We start from the raw sequence: 16,013 nt of genomic DNA on the forward strand, positions 1-16,013 counted from the left end.
GCCGTACCCCAACCAAGGGCGGCATGACCACGCTCATTTCATGGCCTACTGTCAGGTGATAACCATCTCAGCACAAGCTAGAAGGTTCGGCAGGAGAGTGATTGCTAAGAAGGTTAGGAATAAGTTAGGAAAAAGAAAAAGGGTTTAGAAGCTGTTGCCTCTAAACCCTTGTTTTTTTCTGGTCGGGATGACTGGATTTGAACCAGCGGTCTCTGCGTCCCGAACGCAGCGCTCTACCAGACTGAGCCACATCCCGGCGTGAAGGAATGTGCTTGTAGCCGACTCCCCGGGGTTTGGCAAGCCCTGGGGGCCTGGATGGGGCAAAATGTTTGCGCGCGTGCCCGTCGGGCGGCGGGGGGCCGGAGACGGGGCGGGTGGTTCAGGTCGGTTTCGCGTGTCGGCGGGTTCGGTGTGGCGGATTCTTCTCGTTCTCGTCTGCCGGTTTCCCGCAGCGCTTTTTCCGGGGCGCGGTCGTGCCGACGCCCTCGCCGGGGCGCGCGGACGCGCCCCAGTTTTAAATTTGTCATTGTACTCCCTGGGTATTTTCATTAGAAATAATATCGGCGGGACGTTCACGCTGAGCCCGCCGGGGCCGTCGCACATGCAAGGGGTTGATGTTGGATCGCAGTGCTGGTCGGAGTTGCGGCCCCAGTTGATAGCGAGAAGGAGACGAGAGTGGTTAGCGTTGTCGTTGTCGACGATTCGGCCTTTATGCGCAAGGCCATTTCCACGATGCTCGAAAAAGACTCCCGGATCCAGGTTGTCGCCACGGCGCGCAACGGCGAGGAAGGGCTGGAGAAAATCCGCACCCTGCAGCCCGACGTGGTCACCCTGGACATCGAGATGCCCAAGATGGACGGGCTCACGGCGCTCAAGCACATCATGATGGAGATGCCCCGGCCCGTGCTCATGGTCAGTTCCCTGACCACCGAAGGGGCCGAGTCCACCCTGAAGGCCATGGAGCTCGGCGCCGTGGACTTCATCCCCAAGCAGCTTTCCAAGGTGTCCCTGGACATCATCAAGATCGAGGAGGACCTGCGCCAGAAGGTCCTGAGCCTGGCGGGCCGAAAGTTCCGCGCCCCGGCGCGCCCCGGCGCGGCTCCGGCCCCGGGGGTGCGCCCTCGTGCGGCCGCGCGCCCGGCCGTGTCCCACGGCACCCTCAAGCGCGATCTGGTGGCCATCGGCGTGTCCACGGGCGGGCCGCCCGCGGTGCAGAAGGTGCTCTCCGGCCTGCCCGCGGACTTCCCGGCGGGCATCCTCATCGCCCAGCACATGCCCGGGGCCTTCACCGGCCCCTTCGCCAAGCGCCTCAACGGCGTGTCCCCGCTCACGGTCAAGGAGGCCGAACACGGCGAACCCTTCCGCACGGGCCACGTCTACGTGGCTCCGGGCGGCCGGCACCTGCGCATAGACCAGCGCGGCGGCCGCCTGAGCGTGGTGGTTTCGGACGAGCCCGCCGAGGCCCTGTACAAGCCCTCGGCCAACGAGCTCATCACCTCCGTGGCCGAAGGGGTGGGACGCCGGGCCCTGGGGGTTATTTTGACCGGCATGGGCAATGACGGTAAGGAAGGCATCAAGGCCCTGAAAGGCAAGGGCGGCCGAGCCCTGGCCCAGAGCGACGCCACCTGCGTGGTGTACGGGATGCCCAAGGCCGTGGTGGACGCGGGGCTCGCCGACGAGGTCGTGGATATCGACGACATGGCCGGAGCAATCGTGGACGGTCTGTACGCCTGAGCCGCGCAAGGCGGGGCGCGCGGCCAAGGCAGGGATGGGAGCGTATGCAGGATTGTAAGAGCATTGTGGAGACGTTGCGGTCCGAAGAGGATTCCGGGGCCATCCGCGAGGCCGCCTTTCTGGCGGGCGAGGAGCAGTGCCTGGAGGCCGTGCCCGTGCTGGCCGGGATGCTCTCCTCGGGCAACCTGGGCGTTCAGGAGGCTGCGGACCACGCCCTGCGCAAGATCGGCGGCAAGGCCACGGTCCAGGCCGTGATCCCGCTGTTGCGCTCGGACGACGCCCCGGCCCGGAACCTGGCCATGGACATCCTGCGCGAGGTGGGCAACCAGGACATGCAGTCCCTGGTGGCCCTGATGCACGACGACGACGCCGACATCCGCATCTTCGTTTCGGACATCCTGGGCTCCACGGACAGCGTCACGGCGGTCCAGCCCCTGGGCGAGGCCCTGCTCAAGGACCCCGAGGTCAACGTCCGCTACCAGGCGGCCGTGAGCCTGGGCGAGCTGGGGCGGCCCGAGAGCGCCAAATACCTGAACCAGGCCCTGGGCGACGAGGAGTGGGTCCAGTTCTCGGTCATCGAGGCCCTGTCCAAGATCCGCGACGAGAGTTCGGTTTCCGCCCTGGCCAAGGCCATGGCCCACAGCTCGGACCTCGTGGCCTCCATGATCGTGGAGGCCCTGGGCGAGATGGGCAACGTCAAGGCCGTGACCATGCTGCTCAAGCAGCTGGACGCCTCGCCCACGGCACTGCGCAACAAGATCGTCAAGGCCGTGGTGCAGATTCTCGGGGGCAAGTCCCTGACCATGCTTTCCGAGGCCGAGCGCGAGAAGTTCCGCCAGTATCTCCTGGTGGCCCTGCACGACGAGGACACGGACATCCAGGACGCGGCCATCCTCGGCCTGGGCCACGTGGGCGGGGAAAAGGCCTCCGAGGAGGTCCTCAAGATCGCCGCCGACCTGGACCCGGACATGGACCACGACCGCCTGACCCGCTGCGTGGATTCCCTGGCGGGCATCGGCCTGACCAAGGCCCTGGAAAAGGGCCTGGACCAGGGCTCGTACAAGACGGCCCGGGTGGTGGTCGAGGCCCTCTCCCGCCTGAACGCGCCCGAGGTCAGCGCCGTGTTGACAGGCGCGTTCTGGGACAAGGAGCGGGACCTGCAGCGCGACATCGTGGCCGCGCTCCAGGAATGCGCCGGGGAGGAGGCCCGTGGGTTCTTCCTGGACGTTTTGGAGCGGCACAACGACGGCTCCGTGCTCAAGGCCGCCCTGGGATTCCTGGGTGGGCTCGGCGACGAGGCCCTGGGCGAACGGCTGTGCGCCTTTTTGGAGCACCCCTACGACGACGTCAAGGAGGCCGCCCTGGAGGCCTGCGTGAGCGTGGGCGGGGCGGACATGAACCGCAGGTTCCAGGAACTGTATTCAAGCCCCGATGCGGTGCTCAGGCTGATGGCCGTGTACGCCATGGGCAAGCTCGGGGTGGCCGAGCATATGGAATACATCAAGGAAGCCCTGGAAGACGAGATCCCCGACATCCGCAAGGTGGCCCTGGAGGCCCTGGCCGACGTGTGCGGCGGGGTGGAGGACTGGCTGCCGCTCATCCAGGCCCGCCTCACGGACGAGAACCGCGAGGTGCGCCTGACCGTGGTGGAGCTCATGGGCCAGTGCCCCGGGGACGACGTTATCCCCAGCCTGCTGCAGGTGCTCAAGGACCCGGACGACTGGGTCAAGGTCCGCGCGGTGGAGGCCCTGGGCGCGCGGCAGTCGCCCGAGTCGGCTCCGGCCCTGGTGGAACTCTTGTCGTCGGACAGCACGCTGTTGGCCCTCAAGGCCGTGGACGCTTTGGGCGAGATAGGCGGGCGCGTGGCCTTCCGCGCGCTCCTGGACGTGCTCAATGCCGAGCGCAGCGAATTGCAGGAAGCGGCCGAGGAGGCCATAGCCAGGCTCCAGGAGCGGGAAGGGGGAGCGCAGTAGATGTCGTCCCTGTTCGCCAAGACCATCTCCTTGAAAAAGGAGTTCACCATTTCTCCCGAGGAGTTCTCCCAGCTCCGGGATTTCATCTACGACAAAAGCGGAATCTACATCGCCGACAACAGGAAATACCTGTTGGAAAATCGCCTGCGCAACCGACTCAAGCAACTGAATCTGCGTTCCTTCGGGGAGTACTACTACTATCTGCAATACGACCACCAGCGCACCCAGGAGATGAACAAGCTCTTCGAGGTGGTCACCACCAACGAGACGAGCTTTTTCCGCAACCCGCCGCAGCTCAAGGTTTTCCAGGACCACGTGCTCAAGGACGTGGTGGAGACCCAGCGCAAGGCGGGCAAGAAGCGCATCCGCATCTGGAGCGCCGGCTGCTCCACCGGGGAGGAGCCCTACACCATGGCCATGCAGCTGCATATGGTGATGGGCAAGGAGATCGACGCCTGGGACGTGCGCATCACGGCCAACGACCTCTCCGAGGGCGTCCTGGCCTCGGCCCGGCGCGGCGTGTACACGGAATACGCCCTGCGCACTACGCCCCCCGCGATGGTGGACAGGTTCTTCACCAAGGAGGAGGGGAGGTTCCGGGTCAAGCCCGAGCTCAAGAAGCTCATCACTTTCGGACAGATCAATCTCTCGGACCGCGCCCAGCTCAAGCGCGTGGAGCCGTCTCACATCATATTCTGCCGCAACGTCATCATCTACTTCGACGACGAGATGAAGAAGAAGGTCATCGGATCGTTCTACGACAACCTCCTGCCGGGCGGCTACCTGCTTATCGGACATTCCGAGTCGCTGCACAACATCTCCCGGGCCTTCAAGCCCACGCATTTTCCCGGGGCGATCATCTACCGGAAGGAGGAATAGAAGGGCATGGACATTCCGGACACGCAGTGAGGAGAGAGCCTGATGTCTAACGTTGACAAAAGAAAGGATTTTCGTCTGCCCAAGAACTTCCGGGTCGAGATCAAGGAGTTCCGTTTCCCCCTGGCCCGGCAGCCCAAGTTCGACGTGGCCTGCGCCGACATCAGCGCGGGCGGCATGCGCCTGGAATGCCGCAAGAAGTTCGAGGAAGGCGCCAAACTGCAGGTCAAGATTTTCATTCCCAGCTTCAACAAGTACCACCCCGGGTTCTTCAAGGTCTTCGAGAGTGACGCAGGACAGTTCCTGCAGGCCATCGCGGAGGTGGTCCGGGTCGAGGATGTGGTGCCCCTGACCAGCTATTCCCTGGGTGTCAAATTCCTGGACGTGGACCACGACGACTGGCAAGCGCTGCGCAACTTCATCACCAAGAGCCGCTAGCGCGGAACGCACCCGCGCGGAGGGATACGGACTTGTCCATTCAGATAATTGCGGTGGCGAACCAGAAAGGCGGGGTCGGAAAGACCACCACCTCCCTGAGCCTCGGGGCCGCCCTGGCGCGCCAGGGCAAGAAGACCCTGGTCATCGATCTGGATCCCCACGCCTGCGCCTCCATCCATCTGGCCTACTATCCCGAGAACCTGGACCACACGGTCCTGGACATTTTCTACGCCGAGGAAGACAAGGCTGGCCTCTGGGACAAGATCATCCACGAGAGCCAGGACCCGCAGTTCTTCGACTTCGCGGCCGCCAGCATCCGGCTGTCGGAGCTGGAGATGGACCTCAAGAGCAGGCCCGGCCGCGGGGGCATCCTGACCAAGGCCCTGGCCCCCCTGCGCCAGCGCTACGAATACATCGTGCTGGACTGCCCGCCCCACGTGGGCGTGCTGCTGGTCAACGCGCTGGTGTCGGCGGACCTGGTGATTATTCCCATTCAGACGGATTTCCTGGCCTTGCATGGCCTGCGCCTGATATTCGATACCATAAGGACGCTCAACCGCATCCTGCCCGCGCCCATCAATTTCCGGGCCCTGCCCACCATGTTCGACCGCAGGGCCAGCGCGTGCCGCCGGGTGCTCAACCTGTTGCGCAAGAAACTCGGGGACAAGACCTTCGAGACCGTCATCAACCTGGACACCAACTTCCGGGAAGCCAGCGCCAAGGGCAAGGTCATCTACGAGATAGACCCCAATTCCCGCGGGGCGGTGGAATATTCCCTGCTAGCCAAAGAGATAATCAATGAAAACGCCTGAAGAGTATTTTCTGGAAAAGGATTTTTTGCCCACAGGGACCGAGGGCGAGTCCGTCTCCGTTGCGGAGAAAGCCTTCCTGCAGAAATACATGGGCTGGGGCGACGCCCCGGCCGAGGCCGGCGCGGCCTCCGGGGACGCCGGTTCGGTGAGCATGCCCAGGCCCGCGCGCGTGGAGTCGGCCCCGGGGTTCGAGGCCCGGCCCGAAGCGTCCGGCGTCGTCGCACAGGACGGCAAGAGCCTGGAGGAGACCCTGGACGAGCCGGACATCCTCTCGGAACTGCGCGAGCAACCCAGCATCCAGCTCGTGGGCTTCACCGTGGGGGAACAGGAGTTCACCGTGCCCATCAACGTGGTCCAGGAGGTCATCCGCCACGTGCCGCCCACCCAGCTCCCGGCGGCGCCGTATTTCATGGCCGGCATCGTGAACCTGCGCGGCAGGGTGACTCCCCTGGTCAAGCTGAACAGCCTCATCGGCGCCCCGGCTTCCGGGGAGGGCGGCCACGGGTTCATCGTGGTCTGCCGCCGCAAGGGCCTTCAGCTCGGACTTATGATAGACAAGGTCAAGACCATGTACCGGGTGTCCCAGGAAGAGCTCGATTGGGGAGTCGAGCAGCACCTGGGGGGGAGCGTTGAATTCGTTGCCGGGCTGATGAAGTCGGAAGGCGGCACGCTTGTGGGAATCATCTCCATCGACCGCATCGTGGAGAAGGTGCTCAAGGGGTAAAGGAGACGCTATGGCTAAACATATCCTGATTGTTGACGATTCAAAGACTGTGAGGAATCTGGTCGCCTTTATCATGAAGAAGGAAGGCTTCAAGGTGACCACGGCCGAGGACGGCCTGGACGGTCTGGAAAAACTGTATTCCCTGGAGTCCGTGGACCTGATCATCTCCGACGTGAACATGCCCCGCATGGACGGATTCACGTTCATCAAGACCGTCAGGGAGCAGGAATTGTACAGGGACGTGCCGATCATCGTCCTGTCCACCGAGGGCCAGGACAAGGACATTCAGACCGGTCTGGGGCTCGGGGCCAACCTGTACATGGTCAAGCCGGCGCAGCCGGACAAGATGGTCACCAACGTGAAAATGCTCCTCGGCTAGCGCCGCAGCGCCTGGGGGGAGCCTGACATTCGGCGGGAGTGGTTGTGCGCTCCGGCCACCAAGAATCGAGGTAGGTCAATGAGCCAGGATTTCATGGATCCTGAAATTTTCGCGGATTTCATCATCGAGGCCAAAGAGCATCTGGAGACCATCGAGCCCAACCTTCTTGAGCTTGAGCAGACGCCGGACAACCTTGACCTGCTGAATGAGATTTTCCGTCCCATGCACTCCCTCAAGGGTGCGTCGGGATTTCTCGGCCTGAACAAGATCAACGTTCTGGCCCACCGCGCGGAAAATGTCATGGACGAGTTGCGCAAGGGCAAGATGCACGTCACTTCCGACATCATGGACGTTATCCTGTCCTCCACGGACCTGTTGCGCACCATGATCGAGAATCTGGAAACCGAGGGCGGCGAGGGCGACGTGGACACCCAGCACGTCATCGACACCCTGGACGCCCTGCTGGCCGGGGACGTCCCGGCCGCCGCACCCGCACCCGCACCCGCGCCCGAACCGGAGCCCGAGGCGGCCGCTCCCGCTGCCCCGGCTGCGGACTTCGACGCCACGCCCTACGGCCTGTCCGTGGTGGCCCGCGAACACCTGGACGATTTCCTGGAGGAAGCCAGGGAGATCATCCAGGACCTCAACGACGGGCTGGTGGCCCTGGAGAAGAATCCCGATGCGGGCGGTGAAACTGTCAACGATATTTTCCGTTATTTCCATAACCTGAAGGGCAATAGCGGCATCGTGGGCTACAAGGAGCTCAACGGCCTGACCCACGAGGCCGAGACCCTCCTGAACAGGGTCCGCAAGGGCGAGATGGCGTCCTCCAACGCCCTCATCGACCTGCTGCTCATGGTCGTGGACATGATGGAGACCCTCATCGGGGCCATCGACGCGGAGTCCTCCCAGGTCACGCCCACGGACACCAGCGAACTCCTGGCCCGGCTGCAGGCCGCCGTGGAGAGCGGCGAGGTTGCGGCCCCGGCCAAGGACTCCGAATCCGAGGCCGAGTCCGAACCCGAGGCGGCCCCAGCCGCCCCGGCCCCGGCGGGCCTGGACGACGAGGACATGGGCATCTTCCGCACCACGGTGGAGCAGCAGCTGGCCGCCATCGACCTGGCCCTCACCGAGCTGCAGAAGGACGCCGGGCAGAAGGACTATGTGGACGCCCTGTTCCGCGCCCTGACAACGGTGCAGAACTCAGCGGGATACATGGATTTCAACGAGATCAAGGACACGGCAGAGCGCACGGCCGGGTTGGTCAAGCAGGCCCGCGACGCGGACCTGGACTTCTCCCTGATGCTGGACATCCTGCACCAGGAATGCGGCATCATCAAAGACATGATCACCAAGGAGCTGGGCGCCGCGCCTGCGGCGGGCGGCGAGGAACTCGTCTCGGCCACGGACCAGGACGCCCCGGCCCCCGAAGCCAAGCCCGAGCCCAAGCCGAAACCCAAGGCCGCGCCCAAGCCCGAGCCGAAACCCGCGCCCAAGCCGGAGCCCAAGCCCAAGCCCAAGCCCGAGCCGGCGGCCAAACCCGCCGCACCGGCCGCGGCTCCCGCCGCTGCCGCCAAGCCCGACGCCAAGGCGCATCAGCAGCCCAAGGCCTCCTCCACCATCCGCGTGGACCACGAGAAGCTGGACCATCTGATGAACCTCATCGGCGAGCTGATCATCAACCGCAACCGCTTCGCCATGCTGGCGCGCAACCTCGAGGAGGGCGGCCAGACCCAGGACATCTCCGAGATCGCCTCCAATCTGACGGAGACCACCTATTCCATGGCCCGCATCTCCGACGACCTTCAGGACACCATCATGAAGGTCCGGATGATGCCGGTGAAGACCGTGTTCGCCCGTTTCCCGCGCCTGGTGCGCGACCTGTCCCGCAAGAGCGGCAAGAAGGTCGAGCTGATCATGGAAGGCGAGGAGACCGAACTGGACAAGAGCGTCATCGAGGAGATCGGCGATCCCCTGGTGCACCTCATCCGGAACTCCGTGGACCACGGCCTGGAGACCAACGAGCAGCGCGGCGAAACCGAGAAGCCCGAAGTGGGCCGGGTCTGGCTGCGAGCCTACCACCAGGGCAACTCCGTGGCCATCGAGGTGGAGGACGACGGCCGGGGCATCGACCCCGAGAAGATGCGCCAGGTGGGCGTGAAAAAGGGCCTTGTCTCCCCCGAGGAGGCCAAGGCCCTGGACGACCAGCAGGCCATCGAGCTGATCTTCGAGCCCGGCTTCTCCGGCGCGGAGAAGATCACGGACATCTCCGGCCGGGGCGTGGGCATGGACGTGGTCAAGACCAACATCAAGAACCTCAAGGGCTCGATCATGGTGGACACCAAGATCGGCCGGGGCACGCGCTTCACCATGGCCCTGCCCCTGACCCTGGCCATCATCGACGCCCTGATGATCAAGGTCTCCGGAGACACCTACGCCATCCCCCTGGAGGCCGTGTCCGAGACCACCAAGATCGAGACCCGCCGCCTCACCGAGGTCAACGGCCGCAAGGCCGTGACCCTGCGCGGCGAGGTCCTGGGCATCATGGACCTTTACGAGATCCTGGACCTGCCCCCCAACACCGAGGAGCGCAGCGTCCTGCCCATCGTGGTCATCCAGGACAACAACCGCCGCCTCGGCCTGGTGGTGGACAGCCTCCTGGAGCGCCAGGAGATCGTCATCAAGCCGCTGGGCGAATACCTGGGCAACAAGGAGGGCATCTCCGGCGCCACCATCATGGGCGACGGCTCGGTGGTCCTGATCCTCGACCCCCACGAGATCTACCGCATGTCCACGTGAAGCGGGTGAAAAATCACCCATGGCTGCGTTGCTTCAAAAGGGGCGGATCCTCGCGTACCTGTGTACGCGTCGGACCCGCCCCTTTTTCGCGCCTTGCCCTGGGCGTTTTTGACCCGCTTCACGGGGAAGGGTGAAAATTCGCCCTGGGCGGCGTCACTGCGAAACAGGCAGACCCTCGTGTACGTGAGTACACGTCGGGCCTGCCTTTTCTTTGTTCCTAGTCCAGGCCATTTTTGATGCGGGCGGCGCACTGCATAAAAAAACGGCCCCTGCCGAAGCGGGGGCCGTTTTGGTTGCGAGGGATGCTACTGGGCCAGGGGCACGCCGCGGGTGGTGAAGGAGATGCCCAGGCCCGAGGCGCTGCCGATCATCACGGCCTCCACCAGGGGCGGGTTCACGGGTTCGGCCGAGGACCAGACCACAACGAAGTTGGCCCCGGACCCGCCGCTGTCGTCGCGTTCGGGTACGATGAGCTCCAGGGTCTCCATGGCCGTGAGGGTGCGCGGTTCCGCGAGCAGCCGGGAGACAAGCATGCCCTTGCTGTCGTAGTACCTGACGCTCTTGACCACGATGGACTTGTGGAAATTGGTGTTGTGGATGCCCAGGGTGCTGGTCAGCAGGTAGGCCTGGTTCTTGGGCCCGTGGTAGATGTGGGAATAGGCCGGGACGTAGATGGTCTGGCCCGAGGACAGGGCTGGCGGCTCCGCGCCGCAAGGGCCCGGTGCGGCCAGCGCGAGGAACAGGGCCAGCGGCAGCAGCCGCGTCATGACCGGGGCGAATGGGCGGAAGGCGTGCATGGGCTCTCTCCTGGTTTGGGCCATGATAGCGCGTGGCCCGCGCCCGGGCAACCGGGGCGGCCGCCGGGGCTGCGCCGGCCCCTACGGCTGCGCCGGGAAGAAGAGCACCGTGTCCACGGCGGACAGCGCGCCCACGGCGCAGATCAGGAGCAGGGCGGCCAGGAACATGGCGGGCTTGGAGCGCAGGGGCCTGCTGGAGCGGGCCACGGCCACCCAGGCCAGGATGGCCACCAGACCGCAGCCGTTGCCCGTGGTGGCCAGCCAGCCGGGGAAGGTCAGCTCCGTCCCGGTGTAGAGCATTTCGGGCGTCAGGGCGAAGACCCAGGCCTGGGCCGCCAGGGCGCAGGCCATGGACAGGGCGGCCCAGCGCGCGGTGAAGCGCGCGGCAAAGGCGTAGTAGTCCCGGCCGAAGTCGTCGCGTCCGCGCCGCAGAATGAGGAACACGAGGCCGAAGCCCCCGGCGCAGGCCAGGGTCAGGAGCAGGCACGACAGGGCCAGGGGCGCGAACAGGGGATGCGCCGCGCCCGCTGCGAGCAGGGCGCCCAGGCCGCCCGTCGCCAGCATGTCCGCCCGGCCCGAGAGCACGATGAGCTTCACGGCCAGGGACAGGGCCAGCAGCGCGGGGGTGCCCAGGGCGGCCAGCAGGCCAAGGAACACGTGGCCCCCGGGCGAGGATTTGGCCCAGCCCCAGCCCAGGGCGTAGGCCAGGCCCAGGACCGTGAGCCAGGCCACGGCCCCGGCCAGGGGCGCGGCCGCCATGGGGGCGTCCAGCCAGGGGTGGATCAGGTCCGGGTATTGGAAATACAGAAAGGCCATGCTGCCGCCCACGGCGAAGAGCATGTAGACCAGGAACAGGACGCCCAGGGCCGAGAACTGCTGGGCCAGTTTTTTGTGGAAGACCTTGCCGCCCGAGCGGGAGAACAGTTCGCAGACCACGGTCAGGGGGAAGGCCCCCAGGGCCGTGTACACGGCGCACAAATGCAGGGCCAGGAGGACGAACACGCCCAGCAGGCCGGGATCGGGTTGGGGTATGAACACGTCTGGGCTCCTTTGTTGATGTCGGGCTTCGGCGGGCTTTTTGTGCCTCAAATCCGCATCCAGGGCAAGGCCGCGCACGGCGATGTCCGGCCCCTTTCCGCTGACGCCTCTTGAATTTTCAAGCATTCTCGCCTATTGATTGGAGCGATATGGCGTAACCCACCACCCGGGAGGGGGCATGGCCCGATCCGCCGCTCTTGTCGTCCTGCTGGCCGGGACGATCCTCGCCTGCGGCTGCTCCGCGCACAGCGGCTCCAACGCCGCCGACGTGGAGTCCGCCAGCATGGAATGGAGACTCAAGACCCTGGAGCAGAAATCCCTGGCGTTCCAGAACGCGCAGCTGGAGCTGGCTTCGCGCATGAACAAGGCCGAGGGCCGCCTGGACTCCCTGGAGAGCGGCGCCAAGCTCGGGGAGCAGGACCTGTCGGCCCCCAGGGAAGTGCCCCCCGAACCCCTCATGAGTTCCGATTCCCTGCCCGAGCCCGGCCCCGCGGCCAAGCCCGGGCCCAAGGCCGACGACGCCAAGGCCTGGGACCAGTACCCCGACGCCACCGCCGCTACCGCTGCCGCCGCCGCTGCCGCACCCGCCGCTCCCGAGGCCAAGGCGGAGAAGAAGCCCGCCAAGCCCGCCCAAAAGGCCGCGCCCAAGAAATATCCCGTCAAGGCGGCCCCGGCCGCTCCGGGCAAGGCCGCCTACGACAAGGGCCTGGCCCTGGTCCTGGCCGGCAAGACCAAGGAAGCCCGCACGGCGTTCGAGGGCTTCCTGGCCAAGAACGCCAAGAGCCCCCTGGCCCCCAACGCCCAGTATTGGCTGGGCGAGACCTACTATCACGAGAAGCGTTTCCCCGAATCCATCGTGGCCTTCAAGAAGGTCCACCAGAACTTCCCCCGCCATTCCAAGGCCCCAGCGGCCCTGCTCAAGATCGGCTACGCCTACGCCCAGCTCGGGGACAAGGAAAACGCGCGCTTCTACCTGGGGGTCCTGTTGCAGGACTATCCCAAGTCCGAGCCCGCGCCCAAGGCCAAGAAGAGGCTGGAGTCCCTGTAGCGGGCGCGCCGGATCGCCGTTTCCACAACCGCGCGGGGGGCGCATGGACGAGCACAGGCAGAGGGAATTCCGCGCGGCCCTGGCGCTTCGCCACACTCCGCACCTGGGGCCGCGTTCCTGGAAGCGGCTCTTGGACGAGTTCGGCAGCGCGGGCGACGCCTTTGCCCGGCCCTGGCTGTGGCTGCGCGGGGACCTGGTCCCGTCCAAGGCCGCGCGGGCTTTCCGGCGCGGAGCCTTCGAGGACGGCGCGGCCGGGGAGTTCGCCGCGGCCACGGCCCTGGGCCTGGACGTGGTCCTCTGGACGGACCCGGACTATCCCGAGCGCCTGCGCCAGCTCATCGACCCGCCTTTGTTCCTGTATTGCTCCGGCCGCCGCGACCTGCTGAACGGCCCGTCCGTGGCCGTGGTTGGCTCGCGCAAGTGTTCCACCCGCGGCCTGGCCCTGGCCTCGCGCATCTGCGAGGGGCTCTCGGCGGCCGGGGTCACGGTGGTCTCGGGCATGGCCCACGGCATAGACCGCCAGGCCCACCTCTCCGGGCTGGCCGGGCCGGGCTCGTCCACGGCCGTGCTGGGTACGGGCCTGGACCGGGTCTACCCGGCGGCCAACGTGGACCTGTTCAAGCGCCTACAGGGCGAGGGGCTGGTGGTCACGGAATTCGCCCCGGGCGTGAGGCCCGAGGCCGGAAATTTCCCTTACCGCAACCGTATCGTCTCGGGCCTGTCCCTGGGCGTGGTGGTGGTGGAGGCGGCCAGCCGCAGCGGCAGCCGCATCACCGCCCGTCTGGCCCTGGAACAGGGCCGCGAGGTCTACGCCGTGCCCGGCCCGGGCGGGGACGCCTCCGAGGGCTGCGACGAACTGGTGGAGCAGGGCGCGCGCGCCGTGACCTCGGCCGGGGAGGTCATCCTGGACCTGGCCGTTCTTATCAAGGCCGACGCCGAGCGCATGCGCGCCGCCCGCCGGGCGGCCGCACCCAGGCAACTGCCCCTGGACATCCCCGCGCCCGGGGGAGAGGATGGGCCCGCGCCAGCACGGGAGCCCGCTCCGGATCCGGCCCCGGACTCCGCCCTCGCCGACCCGGATCAGCGGGCCGTCATCGAGCGCCTCACGGGCGCCGGGCGGGCGCACATCGACGCCCTGGCCCGGGACCTGGGCTGGGACGTGGCGCGCCTGTCCCGGACCCTGGCCGTGCTGGAGGTCATGGGCGCGGTGCGCCAGTGGCCGGGCATGCTCTACGGCCTCGCAGGCTGTTGAATAATTCCTTTTCCGCAGGCCGTTCAAAAATAGCGCTTCGCTGAGATGCGAGGCGCAAGAACAATGCAGGACCGACGCGTATCCCCAATACGCGAGGGGTTGCATTGTTCGCGGCAACGAAGCAGATTGTTGTTTTTCAATGGCCTGGGCTAGGCCCCGAAAAGGGATGGGCCGCCCGGGTGGGAGGGCGGCCCAAGGAGTGGGGTGTTCGGACGGCTGTTCAGGGAAGGGGACTGTACTATGACGTTCCGCGACGTGATCGCCTGCCGACGCCCTTCGTTCTAGGCCCCCTGCGTGGCGGGGGCGTGGCGGGCCCGCTACAGTCCTGTTGCGCATGAATTTTCGTGAATCCGCCCGCCGGGCCTTTTGGAGACGATAGATGCAATTCGACCTGCCGGATACGGCCCTGTCCTTTCTCGGGCATCTGGAAGTGGAAAAGGGCTACAGCCCGGCCACGGTGGCGGCCTACGGCCGCGACCTGGAGCAGTTCGAGGGCTGGCTCGACGCCCGGGGCCTGTCCCTGGCCGCGCCCGGCGGCGTGACCCGCAACCACGTGCGCGGGTTCATGGCCGAGCTGCATCGCCTGCGCACGGCCAAGTCCTCGGTGGCGCGCAAGCTCTCGTCCCTGCGCTCCCTGTTCCGCTACCTGGCCAAGGCCGGGCTGGTCTCGTCCAATCCCGTGGCCGGGGTCAAGAACCCCAAGCAGGACTCGCGCCACCCCAAGGCCCTGAACGTGGACCAGGCCCTGGCCCTCATGGAGGCCGGGGCCGGGGACGACGCCCGGGGCCTGCGCGACCTGGCTCTGGCCGAGCTGCTCTACGGCTCGGGCCTGCGCGTGTCCGAGGCCCTGGGCCTGGACCTGGACCACGTGGACCTCTCGTCCTCGGTGGTGCGGGTGCTGGGCAAGGGCTCCAAGGAGCGCGTGTCGCCCCTGTCCGACGCCGGGCGCGAGCGCATCCGGCGCTACCTGGCCGTGCGCTCGGAGTTCAACTCCGGGTACGTGGAGCAGGCCCTGTTCCTGGGCGACCGGGGCGCGCGCCTGCAACGCCGCCAGGCCAACCGCATCCTGGAGCGCCTGGCGCAGCTGGCGGGCCTGCCCGAGCACGTGCACCCGCACATGCTGCGCCACAGCTTCGCTACCCACCTCCTGGAGTCCGGCGCGGACCTGCGCAGCGTGCAGGAGCTCCTGGGCCACGCCCGGCTGAGCACCACCCAGCGCTACACGCACCTGTCCATGGACAAGCTCATGCAGGCCTACGACAAGGCCCATCCCAAGTCCGGCAAGCCGGGCAAGAGAGGGAAATAGCCGCTATAGAGGGGGAGCGGGCCGGGGCCGGGGAGCCCGCAGCCGTCAGACGTGGCCTTCTTCCGCCTCTTCCACTTCCAGGACGTCGCCCAGGGAGGGGCCGAGGATTTTGCCGGGCCACTTGTAGAAGCAGAACCCGGACTCTTCCACGGCGTCGGTGATGCGCGCCTGGCCGCCCTTGGAAAAGGGCAGGTGCGAGGGCAGGATGGAGCCCTTGACCAGTTGCAGGTCGCCGAACAGGTAGAGGATATTGAAGGGCACGATCTTTTCCGGGCTGTCGCTCTTGGCGATGACCAGATAGGTCTTGGGGAAATTCGAGCCCGAATAGGTCTTGTACAGTTTCATTCAGGGCGCTCCGGGGCGGGGTGCCGGCCCGTCCGGCGGTCCGGAAAACGGGGGCGGTACGTGCCATGGGATGAATACAAAGGCGTCAATGCTTCCTTGCTCGTGTGAAGATACTCCATAAACCGCATACGCGCAACGGCCGCGAAGGCGGATTTGACGGGCCTTCGCGCGTGTCTGAAATTTCCGCGATCCGTCACCGGGACGCCACGTCGGCGGGGCAGCATGCCCCTCATGAACACCACGCAACTCCATTCCCTGAGCCTCGGTGGTCCGTCTCCCCGCGCCGGGCGTTGCCCGCGCCTGGACGACTGTCCCAGCTATCTGGCCCTGTGCCGCACCCGGAGCCCCACGGCCCTGGCCAGGGCCTATTGCCTGGATGGCGAGGGTTGCGGCCGTTGCCTGCTGCACGCGCGCGGCGCGCGGCGCGAGGCCGCCGGGGCGTTTGCCGCGGATCATCCCGGCCTGGACCCCGTGCCCGCCTGAGGCGCGCCC

At 66.3% G+C, this 16,013-nt stretch carries 15 protein-coding genes and 1 tRNA gene; 12 read left to right on the forward strand and 4 right to left on the reverse strand.

Annotated elements, in window-relative coordinates; genetic code table 11:
* Positions 1–179 precede the first annotated feature (179 nt).
* A tRNA-Pro gene (locus ACYYG1_RS15385) sits at positions 180–256 on the reverse strand.
* A 419-nt stretch (positions 257–675) separates the two neighbouring features.
* Between ACYYG1_RS15385 and ACYYG1_RS15390 the strand changes: the two genes are divergently transcribed.
* The 8 genes from ACYYG1_RS15390 to ACYYG1_RS15425 all read left to right on the forward strand — a co-directional run bounded on the left by ACYYG1_RS15390 (position 676) and on the right by ACYYG1_RS15425 (position 9,735).
* The gene (locus ACYYG1_RS15390; protein WP_461211222.1) at positions 676–1,734 is read left to right on the forward strand and encodes a protein-glutamate methylesterase/protein-glutamine glutaminase; all 1,059 of its coding nucleotides are present in this window, start codon (positions 676–678) and stop codon (positions 1,732–1,734) included.
* A gap of 44 nt (positions 1,735–1,778) precedes the next feature.
* Entirely contained in the window at positions 1,779–3,707 is a 1,929-nt protein-coding gene (locus ACYYG1_RS15395; RefSeq protein ID WP_461211223.1) for a HEAT repeat domain-containing protein, read from the forward strand.
* Complete coding sequence (locus tag ACYYG1_RS15400; protein ID WP_461211224.1) at positions 3,708–4,586, forward strand: CheR family methyltransferase; 879 nt, start codon at positions 3,708–3,710, stop codon at positions 4,584–4,586.
* A gap of 42 nt (positions 4,587–4,628) precedes the next feature.
* Positions 4,629–5,021 carry a PilZ domain-containing protein gene (locus ACYYG1_RS15405; RefSeq protein ID WP_461211225.1) on the forward strand — a complete coding sequence of 131 codons (393 nt, stop codon included), beginning with the start codon at positions 4,629–4,631 and terminating at the stop codon, positions 5,019–5,021.
* Positions 5,022–5,053: 32 nt separating this feature from the next.
* Positions 5,054–5,833 carry a ParA family protein gene (locus ACYYG1_RS15410; protein WP_461211226.1) on the forward strand — a complete coding sequence of 260 codons (780 nt, stop codon included), beginning with the start codon at positions 5,054–5,056 and terminating at the stop codon, positions 5,831–5,833.
* Positions 5,820–6,557, forward strand: a complete 738-nt coding sequence (locus tag ACYYG1_RS15415; RefSeq protein ID WP_461211227.1) for a chemotaxis protein CheW — start codon at positions 5,820–5,822, stop codon at positions 6,555–6,557. The genes ACYYG1_RS15410 and ACYYG1_RS15415 overlap by 14 nt, the downstream gene beginning before the upstream one ends.
* A 10-nt stretch (positions 6,558–6,567) precedes the next feature.
* Entirely contained in the window at positions 6,568–6,936 is a 369-nt protein-coding gene (locus ACYYG1_RS15420; protein WP_461211228.1) for a response regulator, read from the forward strand.
* Between the two features lie 78 nt (positions 6,937–7,014).
* Positions 7,015–9,735, forward strand: a complete 2,721-nt coding sequence (locus ACYYG1_RS15425; RefSeq protein ID WP_461211229.1) for an Hpt domain-containing protein — start codon at positions 7,015–7,017, stop codon at positions 9,733–9,735.
* A 305-nt stretch (positions 9,736–10,040) separates the two neighbouring features.
* Here ACYYG1_RS15425 and ACYYG1_RS15430 read toward each other — a convergent pair whose 3' ends face one another.
* Positions 10,041–10,532: a DUF3124 domain-containing protein gene (locus ACYYG1_RS15430; RefSeq protein WP_461211230.1), complete on the reverse strand. Its 492-nt coding sequence runs from the start codon at positions 10,530–10,532 to the stop codon at positions 10,041–10,043.
* 81 nt (positions 10,533–10,613) lie between these two features.
* Positions 10,614–11,570 carry a hypothetical protein gene (locus ACYYG1_RS15435; RefSeq protein ID WP_461211231.1) on the reverse strand — a complete coding sequence of 319 codons (957 nt, stop codon included), beginning with the start codon at positions 11,568–11,570 and terminating at the stop codon, positions 10,614–10,616.
* 178 nt (positions 11,571–11,748) lie between these two features.
* Here ACYYG1_RS15435 and ybgF point away from each other — a divergent pair, with 178 nt between their 5' ends.
* From ybgF to xerC, 3 genes are all read left to right on the forward strand, one after another.
* Positions 11,749–12,618: a tol-pal system protein YbgF gene (gene ybgF / locus ACYYG1_RS15440; RefSeq protein ID WP_461211232.1), complete on the forward strand. Its 870-nt coding sequence runs from the start codon at positions 11,749–11,751 to the stop codon at positions 12,616–12,618.
* A gap of 43 nt (positions 12,619–12,661) precedes the next feature.
* The gene (dprA, locus tag ACYYG1_RS15445; protein WP_461211233.1) at positions 12,662–13,870 is read left to right on the forward strand and encodes a DNA-processing protein DprA; all 1,209 of its coding nucleotides are present in this window, start codon (positions 12,662–12,664) and stop codon (positions 13,868–13,870) included.
* A gap of 379 nt (positions 13,871–14,249) precedes the next feature.
* Positions 14,250–15,176, forward strand: coding sequence for a tyrosine recombinase XerC (gene xerC / locus ACYYG1_RS15450; protein ID WP_461211234.1), 927 nt, complete (start codon positions 14,250–14,252; stop codon positions 15,174–15,176).
* A 45-nt stretch (positions 15,177–15,221) separates the two neighbouring features.
* On the opposite strand, the gene ACYYG1_RS15455 is transcribed toward xerC, so the two are convergent.
* Positions 15,222–15,521 carry a hypothetical protein gene (locus ACYYG1_RS15455; protein WP_461211235.1) on the reverse strand — a complete coding sequence of 100 codons (300 nt, stop codon included), beginning with the start codon at positions 15,519–15,521 and terminating at the stop codon, positions 15,222–15,224.
* Between the two features lie 222 nt (positions 15,522–15,743).
* Here ACYYG1_RS15455 and ACYYG1_RS15460 point away from each other — a divergent pair, with 222 nt between their 5' ends.
* Complete coding sequence (locus ACYYG1_RS15460) at positions 15,744–16,004, forward strand: hypothetical protein (RefSeq protein WP_461211236.1); 261 nt, start codon at positions 15,744–15,746, stop codon at positions 16,002–16,004.
* Positions 16,005–16,013: the final 9 nt, after the last annotated feature.

The sequence above is a fragment of the Desulfocurvus sp. DL1XJH-121 genome (assembly GCF_054819825.1).